Below are 22,853 nucleotides of genomic sequence, written 5' to 3' on the forward strand. Positions count from 1 at the left end.
ACTAGCCGCAGCTGCGGCGCGTCAGCGCCACGAGAGGCAACCGTAGGCATCAAGCAATTCCCGGGCGCGCAGTCTCCAATCCGGTGGCGGTACCCAGAGCGCCGAACGCTGCAGCTCGGGCAGCAGTGACGGCACCTCCGCAACATCGGCGAACACTGACACATCGTCGCGTCGGCGCAGCACATCGCCCACCGCTTCAGCGACCGCGACCGACATCAGCACCGGTACCCCGTGCGCCAATGCGTCGAAGGGCTTGAGCGGTGGCACCATGCGCGTCATCGCGCTGTCGATGCGCGGCAGGACGATGGCATCCAAGCGCGCGTAAAACCCCTCGAGCTGCTCGGGCGGCAGCGTACCAAGGAAGTGGACGCGTGACCCGAGACCCAGCCGCGTTGCCTGTCGATGCAGCGCCTTGCGCTCCGCACCGTCGCCCGCGATCAGGAGTTGCGCTTCGCACAGGGCGTGGTTTGCGAACAACGGGAGCAGTCGGTCGAGGCCCTCATATCGCTCCAGTGCACCGGCATACCCTAGTGTTACGGTGCGCGCGTCACGCGGCGGCCGCATGGCATGCGGCCGCGCCGTATTCGCCGCATTGCCGATCACAACAGTACTGGCGGCTGGCACGCCTCCAGCAACCATCCAGGCCTGCATCGGCGTCGACAACGCGATCGCGAGCGAGGCCTCCATGCAGGCGCGCAGTTCCTGACGCTCACCATGCGCGTAATGCGCGCTTTCTCCATACATCGGTTCCCGGGCAGCTCGCGTCCGATGCCACAGGCCACGCATCTCGTAGACAGACGCGATCCCGCAACGTGCCGCCGCCAGGTTGGTTGCATGTGCGTTCGCATACGGGGATGCGGCGTGTACCACGTCGATGCGCTCACGCTCGATAATGCGTACCAGCGCAGCCGCGTGGCGCTCGATGGCAGCGCGCTCAGGCTCGAATACCGATGCGGGAACAGCACTGGCCATATCCGGCTCCGAGGAAAAGCGCGCGACAATCTGTACCTGCAAGCCCGTTGCGCGCAACGCTTCCGTCAGTGCGGCCGTGCGCAACGCATAGCCAGACCGAGACACGTTCGGCGCAACGTCTACCACATACAGGATGCGTTGCGGTGCCCGCGCAAACGCGCGCGGGGCCTGGCCCACGGATGTGGGTGAGTCCACCAGCATCGCGTCGATCTTGTCGCGCAATTGCTCCTGCCATGCAAGACGTGTGTTCGGCCAGCGGCGCAATCCCCGCAACGCGCCGTGCAGGTCACCCATTCTGAAAGCCACGACAGGGCCGATCCATGGTACCCGCTGCAGGAAGACCAGCAGTGCCTTTACAAGCGCAAGCTCGGCATGCTCGCTCAGCCAGCGCAGCATGCGATCGGCGCGATTCATCGGCGCCATCCATACGCGTGCTGCCGGCGATCACGCATCGGCCGACGCGAGTCTACGTTCGATCGCATCGAACAACGGCACCAGCCGCAGGCGCCAATCCCACGCCGGATTCGCCGCCACACCCGCCGGCGGTGCGAGCAGCGTGGCGTCCAGTGTCTGCGCAAAGGTGGCGTGGTCGTCAGCCATTCGCACAGCCGTCGACAACGGCAACGATTGCAGCCGTGTGGACACCACTGGCAGACCACTTGCGATGTACTCATAAGCCTTGAGCGGATTGATGCCGGCGATGAAGCGCTCGCTCCCGACTGCACGAAACGGGATCAATCCGACATCCGCATGCTGCAGGTAAGCCGGCAGCGCCGCGTGCGGGCGCGGCCCAAGCAGATGCACGTTCGGCAGGCCGGCCAACGCCGCGGCCGCATCGCCCGGCGGGCCGACCAGCATGAACTGCACGTCGGGGCGACGTTGCGCGCAGAGCCGCAGCAGAGGCGTATCGAACCAAGCGTCCATTGCGCCAACATATACCGCGATCGGCCCCTGCAACGCAGCGTACTCGGGTGGTCGTGCTGCAGGGCGTGCAAAACGTTCGAGTTCCACACCATTCTCGAGCAGCAACGCCTCGACTCCGCAGCTCGAACGCATATGCGCCTGCACCACGACCGAGGTCGCAAGCACGAGGTCTGCGGCACGCGCGAACCGCCTCTCGAGCGGTGCGAGCGCATTCCCTCCGCCTGGGTAGTCGGTGGTGATGTCGGCCGCACGATAAACCGTCATGCGCGGTTCGACGCTCGGAAAGAATTGCGCATGGAAGAAGTGATCTGTCAGTGCCACATCGATGGTCGGAAACCCTGCCGCGCGCAAGACACGTGCAATCGGAGGCAGGGCAAAGCGCCACGCATTGCGCACCATCCAGTGCTGACGCAAACCGCGGGCGTAGGCGATCGGCAGAAGCGAGAACGGCACGTAGTGCCAAACGCCGGTGTCGGCATCGTATTCGCCACCGCGGCGCCAGCTCTGCCAGCGGACGGGCTTCATTGCGCCGACACCGGGCAGCAGGTGTAGCGGACTGAGCGCGGCCGACACGAATGCCACGCGCCAGCCACGGCGCGCGAATTCTTCGGCGATGTGATGACTGCCGATCCGGAACGGTGAGCGCCAATGCTGTGTGGAGACGACCAGAGCGGTGCGGCCTGATCGGGAACGCAACGGCGGTGCTAGATCGAACATCAGCGGAGCGCGGCGTCGAGCTCCGCGCGAAGATCCGCCACGTCTTCCACGCCCACGCTCAGCCGCACGAGGTTGTCGTGGATGCCCAGCCGCGCGCGTTGCTCGGCAGGCACCGATGCGTGCGTCATGATCGCCGGGTGGTTGATCAGGCTCTCCACGCCGCCGAGGGACTCCGCGCAGGCGAAGAGTTTCGTCCGCTCCATGAAGCGCGTGGCGCCGGCGAGGCCGCCCTTGACGTAGACGCTGATCATGCCGCCGAAGCCGCGCATCTGCGTCTTCGCCAGTCCGTGGTGCGGGTGCGACGGCAGACCGGGGTAGATCACCTTCTCGATCCCGGCATGGCCGTCGAGAAAGCCCGCCAGTTCCATCGCCGATTCGCAGTGTGCCTTCATGCGCAGGTGCAGGGTTTTCAGGCCGCGCAGCGCGAGGAAGCTGTCGAACGGGCCCTGCACGCCGCCCACCGCGTTCTGCAGGAAGGTCATCTTCTCCGCAAGTTCCGCGTTGCTGCCGACCACCAGCATGCCGCCGACGATATCGGAGTGGCCATTGAGGTATTTCGTGGCCGAGTGCATGACGATGTCGGCGCCGAGATCGAGCGGGCGCTGCAGCATCGGCGTGGCGAAGGTGTTGTCGACGCCGACGAGGATGCCGCGCTTGCGCGCGAATTCGACGATGCGCGGAATGTCGACGATCTTCAGCATCGGATTGGTCGGCGTCTCGATCCAGATCAGCCGCGTCTCCGGACGCACCGCGGCCTCGAGCGCGGCCATGTCGTTGAGGTCGACGAAGCTGAAGTCGAGCCCGGCCGAACGCCGCCGCACGCGCTCGAACAGGCGATACGTCCCGCCGTAGACATCGTCCATGCAGACGACGTGGCTGCCGCTGTCGAACACGTCGAGCAGGGTCGACGTGGCCGCGAGGCCCGACGCGAAGGCATAGCCGTGCGTGCCGCCTTCGAGCGCCGCCACGCAACGCTCGTAGGCGAACCGCGTCGGATTATGGCTGCGCGAGTATTCGAAGCCCTGGTGCACGCCGGGGCTTTTCTGCGCGTAGGTGGAGGTGGCGTAGATCGGCACCATCACGGCGCCGGTGCTCGGGTCGGGTTCCTGGCCGGCGTGGATGGCGAGGGTGCCGAGGCCGAGATCGGGGGTCGTCTGCATGAGAGTCCAACATCAGAAAAGAGCGGCCCACCCCCATGGGCCGGCCGCATTGTGTCCGCTTGTGCGCCGCAATACCACCCGGCGAACAAGGCCTAACGCAAAAGAGCGTGATTTCGTGACAAACGGTGTTACTGCACCCGTCGGCGCAAATAATTGAGCAGATCGATGCGGGTGATGAGACCGAGGAATTTCTCGCCGTCCATGACGATGGCGACATGGCCGTGTTCGAACACCGGCAGCAGCGCTTCGATCGGCGCCTTCACATCGAGGATTTCGAGCTTGTTGACCATCGCGGTCGAGACCGGGTCGCGGAAGCGCACTTCGCTGCCGTAGACGTGCAGCAGCACGTCCGATTCGTCGAGGATGCCGACGATGCGGTCGTCTTCCATCACCGGCAGCTGCGAGACGTCGTAGAGCTTCATTCGCTGGTAGGCGGTGACCAGCAGGTCCGTGGGTGCGACGACGACGGTGTCGCGGCGCGAGTACGGACGCAGGATGAGGTCGCGCAGGTCGCCGTGGGTTTCGCGTTCGAGGAAGCCGTTGTCGAGCATCCAGTAGTCGTTGTACATCTTCGACAGGTACTTGTTGCCGGTGTCGCAGACGAAGACGACGACGCGCTTCGGGGTGGTCTGTTCGCGGCAGTACTTGAGCGCGGCGGCCAGCAGCGTGCCGGTGGACGAGCCGCCGAGGATGCCTTCCTTGGCCAGCAGTTCGCGGCCGGCGAGGAAGCTTTCCTTGTCGCTGATGGCGTAGGCCTTCTTCACGCGCGAGAAGTCGGAGATCGGCGGCAGGAAGTCCTCGCCGATGCCTTCCACCATCCAGCTGCCGGATTTCTCGTTGAGGATGCCTTCGTTGATGTACTGCGCAAGGATCGAGCCGACGGGATCGGCGAGCACGAATTCGGTGTTCGGGGATTGCTCGGCGAAGCACTGCGAGAGGCCGGTCATGGTGCCGGAGGAGCCGCAGCCGAAGACGATGGCGTCGAGCTTGCCGTCCATCTGTTCGAGGATCTCGGGGCCGGTGGATTCGTAGTGCGCGCGCGGGTTGTCCGGGTTGCCGAACTGGTTGATGAAGTAGGCACCCGGGGTTTCGCGCGCGATGCGTTCGGCCATGTCCTGGTAGTACTGCGGGTGGCCCTTGGCCACATCGGACCGGGTCAGCACGACCTCGGCGCCCATGGCCTTGAGGTTGAAGATCTTCTCGCGGCTCATCTTGTCCGGCACCACGAGGATGAGCTTGTAGCCCTTGGACTGCGCCACCAGCGCCAGGCCGATGCCGGTGTTGCCGGCCGTGCCTTCGACCAGGGTATCGCCGGGCTTGATCCTGCCGGCCTTTTCCGCCGATTCGATCATCGACAGCCCGATGCGGTCCTTGATCGAACCGCCGGGGTTGGCGCTTTCGAGCTTGAAATAGAGCTCGCAGACGCCGGTGTCCAGGCGCTGGGCGCGCACGATGGGGGTGTGGCCGATGAGGTCGAGGACGCTGGCGTGGATGGTCATGCGGCGGCGCGAGCTGGGTGGGTCCGCGATGATAGCCGGGGCGGACGGGAGGCGCTCGCGGGGAGTCGAACGGCGCCATCGGAGGAATTCCTTCTCCCTGCGGGAGAAGGAACGCTTCGTTCGCCGTTGCGGCAAGTGCGAGCAACGGTCGTAGCGCACGCGGAAGAAATGCGGGCCGGTGACGAACCGACGAGGTAGCCGTCACCGGCCCGACGAGGACCGTTTCGATGCCGTCTCCCGGCATCGGCGACGCCCGCAGGCGCCGCAAATCAGGATCCGCCAATCCGCCGCCCGAAACCCGGACGCGGTTGGCGAAAATGCAGCGTCAGTGCAGCCGTGCCTCGAACAGCCGGGTGAGGCGGTCCTTGGCGAACAGTTTTTCCTTCTTCATCTTCACAAGCGTGGTGTCGTCGATCGCGCGGACGCCCAGTTCGGCGTCGAGGACCTGCTTGTCCAGTTCGCGATGGCGCTGGTAGAGCTTGCGGAATTCCGTGTCGCTCTTGAGCAGCGCTTCGACTTCGGCTTGTGCTTGGGCTTCGAACATCGGCGGATCTCCTCTGTCGGACGGGAGAAGGCCGCCAGCGGCACCGCCGCGGGCGGTCTCCGGGAAAGGCTCCGGGCACGGGGAAGTCAGGCTCCGCGCGGCTGTCGCCCGCGCAACCGCGCGAACCCGGCGATGGGCGGCGGCGGTCTCCGAAGTGGCAGGAAGTGGTGTCATCGGCCTGGCTTCACGAGGCCGTGGCGGCGGGACGGCCGGCACGGGAATTTGACCCTACTCCGCTGCCCGGGAGGGTGCAAGCCGATACGCAAATCTCTGTTTTTGTTCGGGTTTTGTTTAAGAACCACGTCCGCCGCAGGCCTGTTGCGCGTGGGCAACAGGCCTGTCGATTCAGGCGTTTACGGATTCAGAGGATGTTAAATCGCGGGCAAGCCGCTGATTTTTCAGGGTGCGCCGGCGCCCTGCACCACGATTTCCACGCGCCGGTTGCGGGCGCGGCCGTCCTCGCTCGCGTTGTCGGCCACGGGCCGGTCCTCGCCCACGCCCAGCGCGCTCAGGCGCGAGCCGTCGACGCCGTCCTGGATCAGCGCATCGCGCACCGCTTCGGCGCGCTTCTGGCTCAGCACCTGGTTGAGGTTGGCGCTGCCCTGGCTGTCGGTGTGGCCCTCGATCAGCACCGGCTGGCCCGGGTAGGCGTTGACGAACTCGACCACGCGCTGCAGGTTCGATCGCGCTTCCGCGCGCAGGCTGGACTGGCCGCTGGCGAAGGCGTCGCCGGCGAGCGTCATCACCTGGCCGCGCGCATCGCTGCGGGCGGTCATCGACTGCAGCTGCAGCCGCAGGCTCTCGGCCGCGGCGAACGCCAGATCGGCCTCCTGCCGCGCCAGACTGGCTTCGGCTTGCTGCGCCGCTGCCACGCGCCGGGCCTGTTCGGCCTCGGCCGACGACAGCTCGCTCAGCGCGATGGCGCTGGCCTCGTTCTGCTGCGCGCGCAGGGTTTCCTCCTGGCGCGCAAGGTTCTGCAGGCGCAGCTTCTCCGCTTCCAGGCGCGCGAGTTCCGCGTCGCGCTGGGTGGCCTGCAGCACGATGCGGTCCTTTTCGCGCTCGAGCTGGTCGAGCTGGCGCTGCTGGAACTGCACCTCGGCCGCGCTGCGCGCGATGTCGACGCGGCGTTCGGCGATGTAGGCCAGCGCCTCGCGCTCGCGTCGCCCGGCGGCCGCCAGCGCGGCGATCGCCTGCTCGGCGCGGATGCGTTCGGCTTCGGCGAGGTCGCCCAGGCCCGGATCGCTGGTCAGCGCGCGCAGTTCGTTGCGCAGCCGGTCGACCGTGGGATCGACCTTGGGCGCGGCGACCGCGTCGGCGGCCAGCGCCAGGGCGAGCAGGAACAGGCCGGTGCGGACGGCGTTCATCGGCCGCCCTCGCCCAGCAGGTCGCGCCGCAGACGGGCGTTTTCCGCGCTGCGCTGCTGGATCTGCTCGCGGCCCTCGGCGGCGCGGCTGCGCAGTTCGGCCAGCCGGGCATCCACTTCGGACTGCTGCGCGTACCGGGCCGCGGCGTCGTAGTCGCGCTCGGCCATCGCGGCGCGCGCCGCGGCGAGGCGCTCCTGCGCGTGGCCCAGCTCCACCGGGGCGTGGTCCTCGGCGCGGGCGCTGCGGGCGTCGCCGATGGCGCGGTCGGCACCGTCCAGCAGGCCACGCGGCGGCGGCGTGCCGGCGCAACCGGCGATACCTGTAATCGCCACCAAAGTCACAACCAGACGCGCTCTGCGCACTGTCTGGACCACATTCGAGTCAATCAGGGTTCTAGGCATGCCGGTGTTTGTCATATGATCGTGGAGAAATCCGCTGGGGAACGTTCGAGGCACGCTCGAACGTATTGTGGAAACCCGCTGCCCATCATGCAACGGATTTCCGCGAAGGGTCGGGGACGACGGAACGCAGGCACGGGGCGCGCAACGATGGATATCGGGTATTTCCTGAAGCTGATGACCGAGAAGAACGCGTCGGACATGTTCCTGACGACGGGCGCTCCGGTGAACATCAAGGTCGAGGGCAAGCTCTACCCGCTCGGCAACACGGGTCTTCCGGCCGGCATGGTGAAGAAGATCGCGTATTCGCTGATGGACGAGGGCCAGGTGCCGCAGTTCGAGCGCGACCTGGAACTGAACATGGCGATCGCGGTGAAGGACGCCGGCCGCTTCCGCATCAACGTGTTCAAGCAGCGCGGCGAGATCGGCATGGTGATCCGTGCGATCAAGTCCGAGATCCCGACCATCGAGCAGCTCAAGCTGCCGACCATCCTGCGCGACATCATCATGGAGCCGCGCGGGCTGGTGCTGGTGGTGGGTTCCACCGGCTCGGGCAAGTCGACCTCGCTCGCGGCGATGATCGATCACCGCAACACCAACACGCCCGGCCACATCCTCACCATCGAGGATCCGATCGAATTCCTGCACCGGCACAAGAAGTCCATCGTCAACCAGCGCGAGGTGGGCCTCGACACCCACGGCTTCCACAACGCGCTGAAGAACGCGATGCGCGAGGCGCCGGACGTGATCCTGATCGGCGAAATCCTCGACCAGACCACGATGGAAGCCGCCATCGCGTTCGCCGAAACCGGCCATCTGTGTCTTGCGACGCTGCACTCGAACAACGCCGACCAGACGCTGGAGCGCATCCTCAACTTCTTCCCCGAGACCGCGCACAAGAACATCCTGATGAACCTGTCGCTGAACCTGAAGGCGGTCATCAGCCAGCGCCTGGTGGTGGGCAAGGACGGCAAGCGCCTGCCGGCGACCGAGGTGCTGATCAACACCCCGCTGATCCGCGACATGATCCGCCGCGGCCAGGTGCACGAGATCAAGGAAGCGATGGACCGCTCGCTGCAGGACGGCATGCAGACCTTCGACCAGTCGCTGTTCCGGATGTACAAGGACGGCAAGATCGACCTGGAAGAGGCGCTGCGCAAGGCCGACTCGCGCGATGGCCTCGCGCTCAAGATCCGTCTCTCCGAAGGCGCCACCGGCGAACACGATCCGTACGCCGACGCGTTCAACCAGCCGAGCGCGCAGGACAGTTACGGCTGATCGAAACTGAACACTGACGTACCTTCCGGTACGTTCGCGTGACCTTCTGCACTGCTCTTTTGCGTTTGTCGCCGCCCTGATACAGTCACCCCGTTCGGGGGGCGGGGGCGCCACCCGGATCGGATCCGCGGTACGCGGATGTCTTCCTTCCTGTTCGGGGGTTTTTCCATGTCCGGTTTTTCGCTGCGCGGCACGCGCAGGCTGAGTCCGTCGCGGCTATGCATCGCGACTTCGCTCGTTCTCTACGGCGCCGCGGCCCTGGCCGGCCCGGCCACCCTCTCGGCCACGGCCGATGCAGACCACGTATTGCTGCCCGCGGGTGTCTACGCCGGCAACGAGCCCGGCCTGCACCTTGTCCAGGACTACGGCACGCTGCAACTGTGGCAGGTGGACGCCGCGCATCGCATCGAAATCGCGGCCACCGCGCGCCACGCATCGGCGCTGCAGGGCAAGGCCGTGCTGTTCGAAGCCGGCGCGTTCGATCCCGCGCAGCCGCAGGACGTGCCGAGTGCGTTCGGCGTGCCGAAGGGTGACGGTCCGCAGATCCACATCCTGCAGCTCAACGGCCCGACCACCGACGCGCTGATGAACACGATCGCCGCCTCCGGCACGCGCGTGGTCGCGTCGCTCTCGGGCAATGCGTACGCGGTGCTCGCCGACAACGCCACGGCGAGCCGTCTGGTCGCCTCGCTTCGGGACGAGCCCCTGCTGCGCGCGGTCACGGCGCTGCCGGCGTTCTACAAGCTCAGCGGCGGACTGCCCGAGCGCGCGCGCGCCGGCCTTTCGCCCGGCAACGAAATCGACATCACGGTGCAGATCGCCAAGCACGCCGCCTCCGGCGCGAGCAAGCAGGCCATCCAGGCGCTCGACCGCAGCGGCAATACGCCGGTGTGGGACGATCGTCTCACCAAGGAATCGCTGCAGCTGCGCGTGATCGAATCGGATCTTTCGGTCATCGCCAACCTGCCCGACGTGTTCGCGGTCGAAACGCGCGTGCCGCGCCGCCTCTACGACGAGGTGCAGGCGCAGATCGTGGCCGGCAACTTCAACGGCGACCGCTCCGGCCCGTCCGGCATCGGCTACCGCGGCTGGCTGCAGGGTCTGGGCTTCTCGACCGATCCGGCCGACTATCCGATCATCGACGTCGTCGACGACGGCCTGGGCAACGGCTCGGCGGTCAACGGCGGCGGCGACATCACCTTCACCCGCAACGGCGACGGCGTGACCACGCGCCTGGCCTCGGTCTTCAACTGCACCACCGGCGCATCGCCGGCCGATGGCGGCGGCGGACACGGCCATCTGAACACGAACGTGGTGGGCGGCTACGATCCGCGCGGCGACAGCGGCGGCATCCAGACCCCGTTCGAGGATCCGCAGGGCTATCTGCGCGGCCAGGGCATCAACCCGTACACCCGCCTGGCCCACACCAAGATCTTCACCAACGCGGGCAACTACGTCGTCACCAACTGCGGCGGCACCGACGCGGGCGTGATCAAGTCCTCGCAGGACCGCGGCGCCCCGATCACGAGCAACTCGTGGGGCGCGCCGGTGGGCGGCAACTACGACGACAGCTCGGAAGCCTACGATATCGGCACGCGCGACGGCGATCTGACCGAAGCGGGCAACCAGCCGATGATCCACATCTTCGCGGCCGGCAATCAGGGCTCGGGTGCCTCGACGGTCGGTTCGCCGGGCTCGGGCAAGAACATGATCACCGTGGGCGCGTCGGAAAACGCCCGCCCGGGTCCCGACGAAACCGGCGCGTGGAACGATGGCTGCGGCATCGGCGCGTCGGGCGCCAACGACGCACGCGACATCATCGGCTTCTCCAGCCGCGGTCCGGTGGAAGGCGGGCGCGCCAAGCCCGAACTCATCGCGCCCGGCACGCACATCCAGGGCACCGCCAGCAACGGTCCGAACTACGACGGCTCGGGCGTGTGCGACGAATTCCGCCCCACCAACCAGACCGTCTTCGCGGCGTCGTCCGGCACCAGCCATTCGACACCCGCGGTCGCCGGCATCGCGTCGCTCGTCTACCGCTGGCTGCAGACCGAATACGGCGTGGCGGCGCCGAGCTCGGCGATGATGAAGGCCTGGCTCATGGCCTTCCCGACCTACCTGACCGGCGTCAGCGCCAACGACAACCTGCCCTCCAACAACCAGGGCTACGGCATGCCGAACATGAGCGCTGCCTTCGACGACAGCACGCTCAACGTGGTGGTCGACCAGACCGAGGTCTTCGGTGCCACCGGCGACACCTACGTGCTCGCCGGCGGCGTCGCCGATCCGGCCAAGCCGGTGCGCATCGCGCTGGCATGGAGCGACGCACCCGGCGCGATCAGCGACACCACGCCGCAGGTCAACAACCTCGACTTGAGCGTCACCGTGAACGGTGTGGCGTACACCGGCAACCGCTTCACCGGCCAGTTCAGCACCCCCGGTGGTGGTGCCCCGGACACGGCCAACAACTACGAAGCGGTGTTCCTGCCGGCCGGCACCACGGGCGCCATCGTGGTCACCGTGACCGGCACCGGAATCGTCGGTGACGGTATCCCGAACAACGCGGACAGCACCGACCAGGATTTCTCGCTGGTGTGCAGCAATTGCGCCCAGACGCCGGACTTCTTCGTCAACGCAACGCCTGCCGCGATCCAGACCTGCGGCGCGGACAGCGCGGTGTGGGATGTCGAGGTCGGCGCCTACAACGGCTACGTCGGCAACGTCACGCTGTCCTCCGGCGGCGTGCCGGCAGGCGCGAGCGCGGCGCTCGCACCGCCCTCCGGCGCGGCGCCGTTCGATTCGCTGTTCACGGTGACGACCACCGGCGGACTTGCCAGCGGCAACTATCCGCTGTCGATCGTCGGCAACGACGGTACCAACACGCACGACGACACCGTCATGCTGCAGCACTCGTCCGCGCTCGCCGCGGCGCCGGCGCTGCTCACGCCGGCCAACGGCGCGTCGAACGTGACGATCTCGCCCACCTTCACCTGGAACGCGGTGCCCGGCGCCATCGACTACACCCTGGTGGTGGACGACGACCCCGGCTTCGGCAGCCCCGACTACAGTGCGACCGTGAGCGGCACCAGCCACGTTCCGGGCACCGCCCTGAGCGGCGCCACGACGTATTTCTGGCGCGTGACGGCGAACAACAACTGCGGTGCGGGCGTCGCATCGGCGCCGCGCTCGTTCACCACGGTGCCGCTGTTCTGCGCAACGCCGAACCTCGCCATCCCGGACAACACGCCGGCGGGCGTCACCTCCACGATCACCGTCAGCGCGGCCGCGGGCGGCACCATCCTCGACCTCGACCTGGGTCTGGACGTGGCACACACCTGGGCGGGCGATCTGGTCGTGACGCTGCGGCACGTGGCCACCGGCACGGTCATCACCCCGATGGACCGCCCCGGCGTTCCGGCCAGCACCAACGGCTGTAACGGCGACAACGTCGACATCGTGATCGACGACGAGGGTTTGGACGGCTCGGTCGAAAGCAGCTGCGTCAACGCGGCCCCGGCCTATACCGTCGGCGGGCACTACACGCCGAACGCGCCGCTGTCCGCGTTCGACGGTGAAGACCTCACCGGCGTGTGGGAACTCAACATCTCCGACCGGGTAGGAATCGACACCGGCACGCTGGCCGAATGGTGTCTGGTGCCGACGCTCGACGCGACAGGGATCGAGGCCGTGGCCGACAGCTATGCCGGGACCGAGGACACCACCCTCGATATCGCCGCCCCGGGCGTGCTGGCCAACGACACGTCGGAGAACCCGGATCCGCTGTCGGCCGTGCTCGAAGCATCGCCGGAACACGGTGCGCTGGTGCTGGACGCCGATGGTGGCTTCAATTACGAGCCCGAGGCGGACTTCTGCGGCATCGACACGTTCACCTACCACGCCACCGACGGCACGGAATCGTCCGACGCCACCGTGGTGACGCTCGACATCGCCTGCGTCAACGACGCGCCGGTGGCGGTCGACGACGCCTACACCGCGGACGAGGACCAGGTGCTCAACGTCGCAGCAGCGGAAGGCCTGCTCGCCAACGACACCGACACCGACGGCGACAGCCTCACCGCCAGCCTCGCCACGCCGCCGACGCTCGGCACGGTGGCCGTGTCGGGCACGGGTGCCATCCTGTACTCGCCCGATGACGGCGCCTGCGGCGAAGACACGTTCACCTACTCCGCCAGCGACGGGACCGAGGCAAGCACGGCCACGGTGACGATCACGATCGTGTGCTCGAACCTGCCGCCGGTGGCCGGCGTCATCGACGACGCCACCTACGTGTACGGCACCGACGTGAGCCTCGTCGCCGGCATCGGCTTCAGCGATCCGGACGGCGACACGCTGGTCTTCTCGGCCACCGGCCTGCCGGCCTCGCTGACGATCGACCCGGCCACCGGCACGATCAGCGGCACGCCGAGCGAAGCGGAGATCGGCGACTACACGGTCACCGTGACCGCCGAAGATCCCGACGGCGAGACGGTATCGGCGAGCTTCACGCTGCGCGTCGTCGGCCTCGACATCTTCGGCGACGGCTTCGAGGACTGAGCGACGTACCACCCGGTCGCGCAGGCGACCGGGATGGGATAAAACAAGAGGGGCGACCGGCGACGGTCGCCCCTTTTCGTTTCCGGCGCGGCAGCGCGCGTTGCCGCGCGGCCGGACTCAGCCGGGCGTGGCGTCCGGCTGGTTCTCAGGCAGCGCCGCCTCGAACGGCGCCAGCGCCCGACACGCCGCATCGATGCGCACGATGGTCGGGTACGGCGCCATGTCCAGCGCGAACCGGCGCGCGTTGTACACCTGCGGGATCAGGACGCAATCGGCAAGGCCCGGGCTGTCGCCGTCGCAGAATTCGCCGGTCGACGGATGCTCGGCCAGCAGCGCCTCCACGCCGGCGAACCCGAGCGCCATCCAGTGCCGCATCCACGCGTCGCGCTGCTCGGCGAATGCGGGGAACTGCGCCTGCAGGTACTGCACCACGCGCAGGTTGTTGAGCGGATGGATGTCGCAGGCCACGGCCAGCGCCAGCGCACGCACGCGCGCGCGTTCGCGTGCGGAGGCCGGCAGCAGCGGCGGATCGGGATGGGTTTCGTCCAGGTACTCGATGATCGCCAGCGACTGGCGGATCACGCGGTGCCCGTCGCGCAGCACCGGCACCTGCGCCTGCGGGTTGAGTTCGCGGAAGTCCGCGGCATGCTGCTCGCCGCCGTCGCGCGCCAGGTGCACGGGCACGGTGACGTAGTCGAGCCCCTTGAGATTGAGCGCGATGCGCACGCGGTACGCCGCACTCGAGCGCCAGTAGCCGTAGAGTCTGAGTCCCTCGCCCATCGCCGTCCCTCCCCTGTGTGGGCGCAGCCTACGCCGGCCGGCGCCTGCGGGAAAGGTCGACTACGGCGGCGGCGCGATCGTCTGCTCGATCGCGCCGAAGACCGAGGCGCCGTCGGCGTCCAGCATCTCGATCCGCACCGTGTCGCCGTAGCGCATGAAGGGCGTGATCGGCTTGCCGTGTTCGAGCGTTTCCACCGTGCGCTTCTCGGCAAAACACGAGGCGCCCAAGGTGGTGTCCTGGTTGGCCACCGTGCCCGAGCCGACGAGGGTGCCGGCCGAGAGCGGCCGCGTCTTCGCCGCGTGCGCGATCAGCTGCGCGAAATCGAATTGCATGTCGACGCCGGCCTCCGGCGCACCGAACCACGCGCCGTTGACATGGGTCAGCAGCGGCAGATGCACACGGTTGTCGCGCCAGGCGTTGCCGAGCTCGTCCGGCGTCACGAACACCGGGCTGAGCGCCGAGCGCGGCTTGGACTGGAGGAACCCGAAGCCCTTCGCGAGCTCGTTCGGGATCAGGTTGCGCAGCGACACGTCGTTGACGAGGCCGATCAGCTGAATGTGCCGCGCCGCCTGCTGCGCCGTCGCGCCCATCGGCACGTCGTCGGTGACGACGATCACTTCGGCTTCCAGATCGATGCCGAAGTCCTCGCTCGGCACGCGCACCGGATCGCGCGGTCCGTAGAAGCCGGCGCTCACCGCCTGATACATCAGCGGATCGACATAGAAGCTTTCCGGCACCTCGGCGCCGCGCGCGCGGCGCACGCGCTCGACGTGCGGCAGGTAGGCCGAGCCGTCGACGAATTCGTAGGCGCGCGGCAGCGGCGCGGCGAGCTCGGCGGGATCGAGCTTGAACACGGGCAGGCCGTTGATCGTCTCGGCGTCGCTGTCGTTCAGTGCTTCCGACAGCGCGTTCAGGCGCGGCGCCAGCGTCTCCCACTCTTCCAGCGCCCGCTGCAGCGTCGGCGCGATGCCGGCGGCCTCGACCGCACGCGACAGATCGCGCGAGACCACGATAAGGCGACCGTCGCGGCCGCCGCCTTTCAACGAACCCAGTTTCACGTCGTGCGTTCCTCGTGCATCGCCGGCGACGCAGCGCCGCGGCGGGAGTGGATGTGGTCAGGCGCAGCCTTCGACATAGTCGACCTGCGGCGCGACGCCCATGCGCCAGCGCGTCACCGTGCCGCTCGCGTCGGTCTCGAACAGCAGCACGCCGTCGCCTTCGGGCGCCTTGATGCGCAGGTACAGCGCGCCCTCTTCGTACTTGTGCGGCGTCTCGGCGAGTGCTGCGCCGTACGTCGCGCGCACGCGCGCCGCGCTCCAGCCGACCTGCCCGCCGCCGGGCGCGGTGGTGGCGGGCGTGAGGAATTCGGCGCGCACGAAGCGGCCTTCCTCGACCATCAGCCGCACGTCGCCGGCGCTGTTGCCCGGAACCAGGTAGTGGCAGGTGTCGTCGGTGCCGACGCCCGCCGGCCGCGACAGCGTGCCGGGCTGGAATGCCGCCTGCATCTCCTCGGGTGTCATGCCCCAGCGCAGTTGGCCGTAGCCGAACCAGTGCGGGCCGTCGGCGCTGAGCGCGACGCGCGCGTCGGCAGCGGCATCCGGCGTGGCCGGCGCGGATGTGGCGGGCGCGGGTGTGGCGGCGGGCGTCGACGCGGCCGGCGGCGTCGCCGGGTCCGGCGCACCGTTGCACGCAGCGAGCAGCAGCGCGGACGTGCAGATCAGGATCGGGATGGAACGATGCATCGCGTACTCCCTGCGGCTCAGCGCCGCGCCGGATCGAAATGTTTGCGCAGGCCCTGCCAGCACTGCTGGTAGTCGCGCTGCCGCCAGGGGGCATCGAGCGCCTGCGCGGTCGGATGGATCACCGCGCGCGTTTCGAACATGAAGGCCATGGTATCGGCGATCACGTCCGGCTTCGACAGGTCCGCGCGCGACGCCTTCTCGAACGTCGCAGCATCCGGCCCGTGGCCGGTCATGCTGTTGTGCAGCGAGCAGGCGCCGGGCGCGAAGCCGTCGGCCTTCGCGTCGTAGGCGCCGTGCACCAGGCCCATGAACTCGCTGGCGATGTTGCGGTGGAACCACGGCGGGCGGAACGTGTCCTGCGCCACGAGCCAGCGCGGCGGAAAGATCACGAAATCGAGGTTCGCGGTGCCGGGCGTGTCGCTCGGGGACGTGAGCACGGTGAAGATGCTCGGGTCCGGATGGTCGTAGCTGATCGAGCCGATGGTGTTGAAGCGGCGCAGGTCGTAGCGGTACGGCGCGTAGTTGCCGTGCCAGGCGACCACGTCGAGCGGCGAGTGGCCGATGTCGGCGCGCCAGAGCTGGCCCTGGAACTTGGCGATGAGTTCGAAGCTGCCTTCTTCGTCCTCGTAGCGTGCGACCGGCGTTTCGAAATCACGGGGGTTGGCGAGACCGTTGGAACCGATCGGACCAAGGTCGGGCAGGCGCAGGTTCGCACCGAAGTTCTCGCAGACGTAGCCGCGCGACGCGCCGTCCGGCAGGTCGACGCGGAAGCGCACGCCGCGCGGAATCACGGCGATCTGCTGCGGTTCGACATCGAGCACGCCGAACTCGGTGGCGATGTGCAGGCGGCCGCGCTGGGGCACGAGCAGCAGTTCGGCGTCGGCGTCGTAGAAATAGCGGCCCTGCATCGAGGCGTTGGCGGCGTAAAGATGGATGCCGATGCCGTGCTGCGACGCGGGTGCGCCGTTGCCGGCCATCGTGAAGAGGCCGTCGACGAAATCGGTCGGCACCGACGGCAGCGGACACGGGCTCCAGCGCAGCTGGTCCGGCGGCGTGGGCTGTTCGCCGAAACGGTTGTGCAGATGCGGATGGGCGTACGGCGCGAACGTGCCGTGCATCGCGGCAGGGCGGATGCGGTAGAGCCAGCTGCGCTGGTTGTGCACGCGCGGGGCAGTGAAGGCGGTGCCGGAGAGTTGTTCGGCGTAGAGGCCGTACGGTGCCTGCTGCGGCGAGTTGCGGCCAATGGGCAGCGCGCCGTCAAGGGCTTCGGTGGCGAAGTGGTTTGCAAAGCCGATCATGTACGCCATCACGTCACCTGGAAATTCAAGAATCCGATCGCACCCACCCGGTCCCGCGCCTAAAGCCCCTCTCCCCCCGGGAGAGGGGTTGGGGTGAGGGTCCGGCACCCAGCGGCACTGATGATCGCCTCAAGCACCGCCTCCGTATTGCTCAACACCTCGTTGTTCCAGAAACGAACAACCCGAAATCCCTGTGCCTTCAACATGTCCTCGCGCCGACGATCCACATCCTGCGAATGCTGCGACCCGTCCAGCTCAACGATCAGTCGCGCCTCGATGCAGATGAAATCGACCACGTATGGCGGCATCGGGTACTGACGGCGAAATTTCAATCCGAGCAATCGCCCACCGCGAAGATGGAACCAGAGTTCACGCTCGGCATCGGGCATCGAACTGCGCAAGGTGCGGGCGATGTTGCGCGTGTGTGCAGGCAGCGGTGGATTTCGACTCGTCGGCATTGCCGGACCCTCACCCCAACCCCTCTCCCGGAGGGAGAGGGGCTCAGCGACAGGGGGATTGAAGGACGTCGCTTCCTTGCGACTTACGCGAAGCGATCACCGCGCGACGCACGCGCCGCAGCGAACCCGCCTACAACACCCCACGCCGCATCTGATCCCGCTCGATGCTCTCGAACAACGCCGTGAAATTCCCTTCGCCGAAGCCTTCGTTGCCCTTGCGCTGGATGATCTCGAAGAAGATCGGCCCGATCGCATTCTGCGTGAAGATCTGCAGCAGCTTCCTTTGCTTGGTTTCCGGATCCGCATCGATCAGGATCTTGTTCTTCGCCAACCGTGCCACGTCTTCGCCGTGGTCAGGAATCCGCTCGTCGATGTAGCGGAAATACGCGTCCGGCGTGTCGAGGAACTCGACACCGGCCTCGCGCATCTTTTCCACCGTCGAGTAGATGTCGTTGGTGAAGCAGGCGATGTGCTGGATGCCTTCGCCCTTGTACGCGTCGAGGTATTCGTTGATCTGCGACTTCGGGTCGTGCGACTCGTTCAGCGGGATGCGCACCATGCCGTCCGGCGCCGTCATGGCTTTCGACACGAGTCCCGTCTTCACGCCCTTGATGTCGAAGTAGCGGATCTCGCGGAAGTTGAACAAGCGCTCGTAGTAATCCGCCCACTTCGCCATGTTGCCGGGGAAGAGGTTGTGCGTCAGATGATCGATGAAGGTGAGGCCGAAGCCTGTCGGCATCTTCTCGGCGCCTTCGATCCACTCGTAGTCCGGATCGTGGATCGTGCCCTGGTCGTCGTAGCGGTCGACGATGTAGAGCATGCAGTCGCCGATGCCCTTGATCACCGGCGCAGCCACCGCTTTCGTCACTTCACGTTCGCCGACGGGCTCGGCGCCGTTCTTCAGCGCCTGCACGCGCGCCCATTCGGCGAGCTTGTTGACGCGGATCGCGAAACCGCAGGCGCTCGGGCCGTGCCTGGCGGCGAAGTCCGACGCGAACGAATCCGGATCCTCGTTGATGAGGAAGGTGCAGTCGCCCTGGCGGTAGGTGGTGATCTTGCGTGTCTTGTGCCGCGCCACCGCGGTGAAGCCGAGCGCCTTGAAGTAGGCGTGCAGCTTCTCGGGTTCGGGGGATGCGAACTCGACGAACTCGAAGCCGTCGATGCCCATGGGATTGTCGAACGTGACCGGCTTCATGCCGGCGTCGATCTGCGCGCTCATCGCGGACCTCCAGGATCGGTGGCGGCGATTGCGCCGCGGGAAAGCCGACTTTATAGTTTCATCTGAAACCAAGTGCAAGAAGCAGCGCACCATGCCCCGATCCGCCGCGTCCGCCGCACAGACACACGCCACGCTCGAACTGGAGCGCTTCCTGCCGTACCGGTTGTCGGTGCTGTCGAACACGGTGAGCCAGGCGATCGCCGCCGAGTACGAACAGCGCTTCGGCCTCACCGTCACGCAGTGGCGGGTGATGGCGGTGCTGGGTCGTTACGCGGATGTGTCGGCGCGCGAGGTGGCGGAGCGCACGGCGATGGACAAGGTGGCGGTGAGCCGCGCCGTGGCCGGGTTGCTGGATGCCAGGCGCGTGAAACGCAGCGTGGCGGCGCACGACAAGCGGCAGTCGGTGCTGCGGCTGACGGCCGCCGGGTGGAAGATCTTCGATGCGGTGGCCCCGCTGGCGCGGGAGCACGAGGCGAAGCTGCTGGCGCATCTGGATGAAGAGGAGCGCGCGTGGCTGGCACGGATCCTCGACAAGTTGTGGAAGGTGGAACGGGCAGCGCTGGCAGGCTGAGTCTCGGCGCTATCGAGTCCAACGAAGCCGATTCGCCTGGACCCGCTTGATCCTCACCCCCGTCGTCCCGGCGAAAGCCGGGACCCAGTGACGTTGCTCGGTTTTCCCGGTCGCTCCGCACCACAAGCAACGCCACTGGCGTCCCGGCGTTCGCCGGGACGACGGTGGGGAATGGACACAGCGCCGCCGCGTCACTTCACCCCATGCATCAGCCTGTTCACCAGCGGCGCGAACAGCATCAGCAACACCCCGAAGCCGAAGCCCGCGTACGCGATGTGGGTGTACGTTTCCGCATACTGCGCAAGCCCGGTCGCGCCCGAGCCGCCGCTCGCGACCGAGGCCACGGCACCGGCAAAGTAGTTGCCGATCGCCGTGCACAGGAACCAGGCACCCATCGCCATGCCGGTTTCCTTCGGCGCGGCGAGCTTGGTCACCATCGACAAGCCGATCGGCGACAGGCACAACTCGCCCATCGTGTTGATCGCGTACGCCAGCGCCAGCATCTGCCACGCGATGCGGCCGTCGCCCGCCATCGCGTGCTGGATGGTCAGCACCAGCGTGGTGAAGCCGATCGCCACCAGCACCAGCGCGATGGCGAACTTGCGCGGGATCGACGGATTGATGTTGCGCGTCTCGAGCTTCGGCCACAGCCACGCGAACAGCGGCGCGAGCAGGATGATGAACACCGGATTGGCCGACTGGAACAGGGTGAAGTCGAACGGCGCGTCGACATAGTCCTTGGCGAAGAAGTTCAGCGACGAACCGGCCTGCTCGAACATGCCCCAGAACAGGATCTTGGCCAGGAACAGCAGCAACATCGCGATGTAGCGGTGCATCTGCACCTTGTCGCCGCTGCGCATGCCGCTGCCGATGAAGTACACCGCCAGCACCAGCATCAGCCCCATGAGGATCCAGCCGACGATTTTCGCCTGGCTCAGCATCAGGTACACCACCGGCACCAGCGCGATGCAGCCCGCAGTCACCTTGAACGCACGGTTCCAGTTGCGCTCGGGCTTCGGCGCCGCGCCGATCGGCCCGAGCCACGACACCAGTGCCTGGAACATCACCAGGCCAAGGATCATGCCGAGGCCTGCGGTGAAGAAACCCCACTTGTAGCCGAAGTGCGCGCCGACCAGCGTGCCGCAGATCAGCGGCGCCAGCGCGCCACCGGCGTTGATGCCCATGTAGAAGATCGTGAAGCCCGAATCGCGACGCGCGTCGCCCGGCGCATACAGCATGCCGACCATGGTCGAGATGTTCGGCTTGAACAGGCCGTTGCCGACCACGATCACCGCGAGCCCGAGGAGGAACCAGTCGAGCTGCGGAATCAGCAGCAGGAACAGGCCGGCCGCCATCAGCAGGCCGCCGACCCACAGCGACGGCCGATAGCCCAGGTAACGATCGGCGATGAAGCCGCCGAAGATGCCGGTGGCGTAGATCAGCGCGGTGTAGGCGCCGTAGGTGAGGCTGGCCTGCGCCTTGGCCTCGCCCTCCGGCAGCAGGCCGAAGAATGTCGTCGCCACGTACACCGCGAGCAGCGCACGCATGCCGTAGTAGGCGAAGCGCTCCCAGAACTCGGCGCCGAACAGCATCCACAGCGCGCGCGGATGGCCCATGAAATCGCCCGGCGGCGGCGGCGTGAACACGCGGTCGGAAATCGGCTGGGCCATCGTCGGGTCCGGTCGTTGCAGCAGGGATGGCGGCGCCGCACGGCGCGGCCGCAGGAACGGCCGGGCGCGCGCATGCGCCCGGCCGCGGATGTCACTTCACGCCGTGCATCAGGCGCTGGATCAGCGGCGCGATGAGGAACAGCAGCGCGCCGGGAATCACCAGCGCCCAGAAGCCGAAGGTGTAGCCCGACAGCGCGGACTCCACGCTCATGCCGGTCTCGCCGCTGACGTGGCTGGCGAAGATGCCCGACAGGTTGTTGCCGATGCCGGTCGACAGGAACCAGCCGCCCATGCCGAAGCCGACCAGGCGCACGGGCGCGAGCTTGGTCACCATCGACAGGCCGATCGGCGACAGGCACAGCTCGCCCACCGACTGGATCACGTACACCATGAAAAGCGTCCAGAACGGGATCTTCAGCGTCTGCGGATCGACCATGCCCGAGAGCGCGGCCATCAGCAGCAGGAAGGCGAGACCGTTGAAGATCAGGCCGAGGCCGAACTTGCGCGGGATCGACGGATTGTTGCGCCCCATGCGCACCCACAGCCACGCCAGCACCGGGGCGAGCGTGATGATCGCCACCGAGTTCACCGACTGGAACCAGCCCACCGGGAAGATCCAGCCGCCGAGGTTGCGCTCGACGATGTTCTGCGCGAGGAAGTTGAACGAGCTGCCGGCCTGCTCGAAGAAACACCAGAAGATGATGTTGAAGGTGAAGATGATCAGCATCGCGATCACCATGTCGCGATGTTTGGGCCCTTCGCGGATGCCTTCGACCAGCAGCAGGATCGCAAGCGCGATGAACAGGATCGTCAGCGGCCACTGCAGCGTGGCGCTGCCGAGCGAGAGCAGGTAGTAGAACACCGGGATCGCGACCAGCGCGCCGACGATGGTGGCGACGACGCGGCTTCCGCCCGCGGCGCCGGCCGGCGGCGCGCCGATGCCCTTGAGCTGCGCGCGCCCGAACCAGAACCACACCAGGCTCAGCAGCATGCCGATGCCCGAGGCGATGAACACGACCTTGTACGCCGGCATCTGCGGCGAACCGAACACCTGCTCGGCGAGCCAGCCGGTGAGGATCGGGGCGATCATCGCGCCCAGGTTGATGCCCATGTAGAACAGCGTGAAGCCCGAATCGCGGCGGCCGTCGGTGACCGAATACAGCTGGCCCACCATGGTCGAGATGTTCGGCTTGAACAGCCCGTTGCCGACGATGATCGTGGCAAGGCCGAGCTTGAAGATCGCATCGTTCGGCATCGCGATCATGAACAGGCCGGCCGCCATGATCACGGCGCCGACCAGGATGGACCGCTGGTAGCCGATGATCCGGTCGGCGACATAGCCGCCGAAGATCGCGGCCGCGTACACCAGCGCAAGATAGGCGCCGTAGACCTGGTTGGCCGGCGATTCGCCGCTGGCGTCGCCGTTGTAGAACTGCGCCACGATGTAGAGCACCAGCGCCCAGCGGATGCCGTAGAACGCGAAGCGCTCCCAGAACTCGGTCATGAACAGCATCCACAACGGACGTGGATGGCCCATCACCTGCTTGAAGTCCGGAAGTTCGGCGCCCGCGACGGGCGTTGCGGCAGATCCGCTCATGCGGTGTCCCCTGAATCGTGTGGAAGATGATCGGTGCGGCCCGGACGTGCCGGAGCGCGTGGCGGTGCGGCTTCGACGCCAAGCTGAACCGCAGCAAAGCGGCCGCT

The 22,853-nt window shown here is 67.2% G+C and carries 18 protein-coding genes; 3 read left to right on the plus strand and 15 right to left on the minus strand.

Annotated elements, in window-relative coordinates; genetic code table 11:
- Nucleotides 1-21: 21 nt before the first annotated feature.
- The 7 genes from HNQ52_RS13595 to HNQ52_RS13625 form a co-directional block, all read right to left on the minus strand.
- Nucleotides 22-1,386, minus strand: coding sequence for a glycosyltransferase (locus HNQ52_RS13595; RefSeq protein ID WP_183961718.1), 1,365 nt, complete (start codon nt 1,384-1,386; stop codon nt 22-24).
- A 30-nt stretch (nt 1,387-1,416) separates the two neighbouring features.
- On the minus strand, nt 1,417-2,613 hold the full coding sequence (locus HNQ52_RS13600; RefSeq protein ID WP_183961719.1) for a GumK N-terminal domain-containing glycosyltransferase: 1,197 nt from the start codon (nt 2,611-2,613) through the stop codon (nt 1,417-1,419).
- On the minus strand, nt 2,613-3,773 hold the full coding sequence (locus HNQ52_RS13605; RefSeq protein WP_183961720.1) for a cystathionine gamma-synthase: 1,161 nt from the start codon (nt 3,771-3,773) through the stop codon (nt 2,613-2,615). The genes HNQ52_RS13600 and HNQ52_RS13605 overlap by 1 nt, the downstream gene beginning before the upstream one ends.
- Nucleotides 3,774-3,901: 128 nt before the next feature.
- Nucleotides 3,902-5,272: a pyridoxal-phosphate dependent enzyme gene (locus HNQ52_RS13610; RefSeq protein WP_183961721.1), complete on the minus strand. Its 1,371-nt coding sequence runs from the start codon at nt 5,270-5,272 to the stop codon at nt 3,902-3,904.
- A gap of 325 nt (nt 5,273-5,597) precedes the next feature.
- A complete protein-coding gene (locus HNQ52_RS13615; protein WP_183961722.1) occupies nt 5,598-5,816 on the minus strand; it encodes an HP1242/YdcH family protein in 219 nt (72 codons plus the stop codon).
- Nucleotides 5,817-6,214: 398 nt separating this feature from the next.
- Nucleotides 6,215-7,180 carry an OmpA family protein gene (locus HNQ52_RS13620; RefSeq protein ID WP_183961723.1) on the minus strand — a complete coding sequence of 322 codons (966 nt, stop codon included), beginning with the start codon at nt 7,178-7,180 and terminating at the stop codon, nt 6,215-6,217.
- Nucleotides 7,177-7,512, minus strand: a complete 336-nt coding sequence (locus HNQ52_RS13625; protein ID WP_183961724.1) for a DUF4398 domain-containing protein — start codon at nt 7,510-7,512, stop codon at nt 7,177-7,179. The genes HNQ52_RS13620 and HNQ52_RS13625 overlap by 4 nt, the downstream gene beginning before the upstream one ends.
- A 216-nt stretch (nt 7,513-7,728) precedes the next feature.
- On the opposite strand from HNQ52_RS13625, the gene HNQ52_RS13630 reads away from it, so the two are divergent.
- A complete protein-coding gene (locus HNQ52_RS13630) occupies nt 7,729-8,856 on the plus strand; it encodes a PilT/PilU family type 4a pilus ATPase (RefSeq protein ID WP_183961725.1) in 1,128 nt (375 codons plus the stop codon).
- A gap of 168 nt (nt 8,857-9,024) precedes the next feature.
- Nucleotides 9,025-13,410, plus strand: a complete 4,386-nt coding sequence (locus HNQ52_RS13635; protein WP_183961726.1) for an Ig-like domain-containing protein — start codon at nt 9,025-9,027, stop codon at nt 13,408-13,410.
- A 117-nt stretch (nt 13,411-13,527) separates the two neighbouring features.
- On the opposite strand, the gene maiA is transcribed toward HNQ52_RS13635, so the two are convergent.
- From maiA to hppD, 6 genes are all read right to left on the minus strand, one after another.
- A complete protein-coding gene (gene maiA / locus HNQ52_RS13640; RefSeq protein WP_183961727.1) occupies nt 13,528-14,190 on the minus strand; it encodes a maleylacetoacetate isomerase in 663 nt (220 codons plus the stop codon).
- A 60-nt stretch (nt 14,191-14,250) separates the two neighbouring features.
- The gene (locus tag HNQ52_RS13645; RefSeq protein ID WP_183961728.1) at nt 14,251-15,249 is read right to left on the minus strand and encodes a fumarylacetoacetate hydrolase family protein; all 999 of its coding nucleotides are present in this window, start codon (nt 15,247-15,249) and stop codon (nt 14,251-14,253) included.
- A 57-nt stretch (nt 15,250-15,306) separates the two neighbouring features.
- The gene (locus tag HNQ52_RS13650) at nt 15,307-15,933 is read right to left on the minus strand and encodes a lectin (protein WP_183961729.1); all 627 of its coding nucleotides are present in this window, start codon (nt 15,931-15,933) and stop codon (nt 15,307-15,309) included.
- 17 nt (nt 15,934-15,950) lie between these two features.
- Nucleotides 15,951-17,240: a homogentisate 1,2-dioxygenase gene (hmgA, locus tag HNQ52_RS13655; RefSeq protein ID WP_246387846.1), complete on the minus strand. Its 1,290-nt coding sequence runs from the start codon at nt 17,238-17,240 to the stop codon at nt 15,951-15,953.
- A 50-nt stretch (nt 17,241-17,290) separates the two neighbouring features.
- Entirely contained in the window at nt 17,291-17,620 is a 330-nt protein-coding gene (locus HNQ52_RS13660) for an endonuclease domain-containing protein (RefSeq protein ID WP_246387847.1), read from the minus strand.
- A gap of 199 nt (nt 17,621-17,819) precedes the next feature.
- Nucleotides 17,820-18,908 (minus strand): 4-hydroxyphenylpyruvate dioxygenase, encoded by a 1,089-nt coding sequence (gene hppD / locus HNQ52_RS13665; protein WP_183961731.1) that lies wholly within the window; start codon nt 18,906-18,908, stop codon nt 17,820-17,822.
- Between the two features lie 91 nt (nt 18,909-18,999).
- On the opposite strand from hppD, the gene HNQ52_RS13670 reads away from it, so the two are divergent.
- Nucleotides 19,000-19,479, plus strand: coding sequence for a MarR family winged helix-turn-helix transcriptional regulator (locus tag HNQ52_RS13670; protein ID WP_183961732.1), 480 nt, complete (start codon nt 19,000-19,002; stop codon nt 19,477-19,479).
- 191 nt (nt 19,480-19,670) lie between these two features.
- Here the strand turns inward: HNQ52_RS13670 and HNQ52_RS13675 are convergent, their stop codons facing one another.
- Together HNQ52_RS13675 and HNQ52_RS13680 are read right to left on the minus strand one after the other, a co-directional pair.
- The gene (locus tag HNQ52_RS13675; protein WP_183961733.1) at nt 19,671-21,149 is read right to left on the minus strand and encodes a peptide MFS transporter; all 1,479 of its coding nucleotides are present in this window, start codon (nt 21,147-21,149) and stop codon (nt 19,671-19,673) included.
- 91 nt (nt 21,150-21,240) lie between these two features.
- Nucleotides 21,241-22,746, minus strand: coding sequence for a peptide MFS transporter (locus HNQ52_RS13680; RefSeq protein ID WP_183961734.1), 1,506 nt, complete (start codon nt 22,744-22,746; stop codon nt 21,241-21,243).
- Nucleotides 22,747-22,853 lie beyond the last annotated feature (107 nt).

Origin of the sequence: Chiayiivirga flava, from assembly GCF_014202825.1 — a bacterium.
Classification (GTDB): domain Bacteria; phylum Pseudomonadota; class Gammaproteobacteria; order Xanthomonadales; family Xanthomonadaceae; genus Chiayiivirga; species Chiayiivirga flava.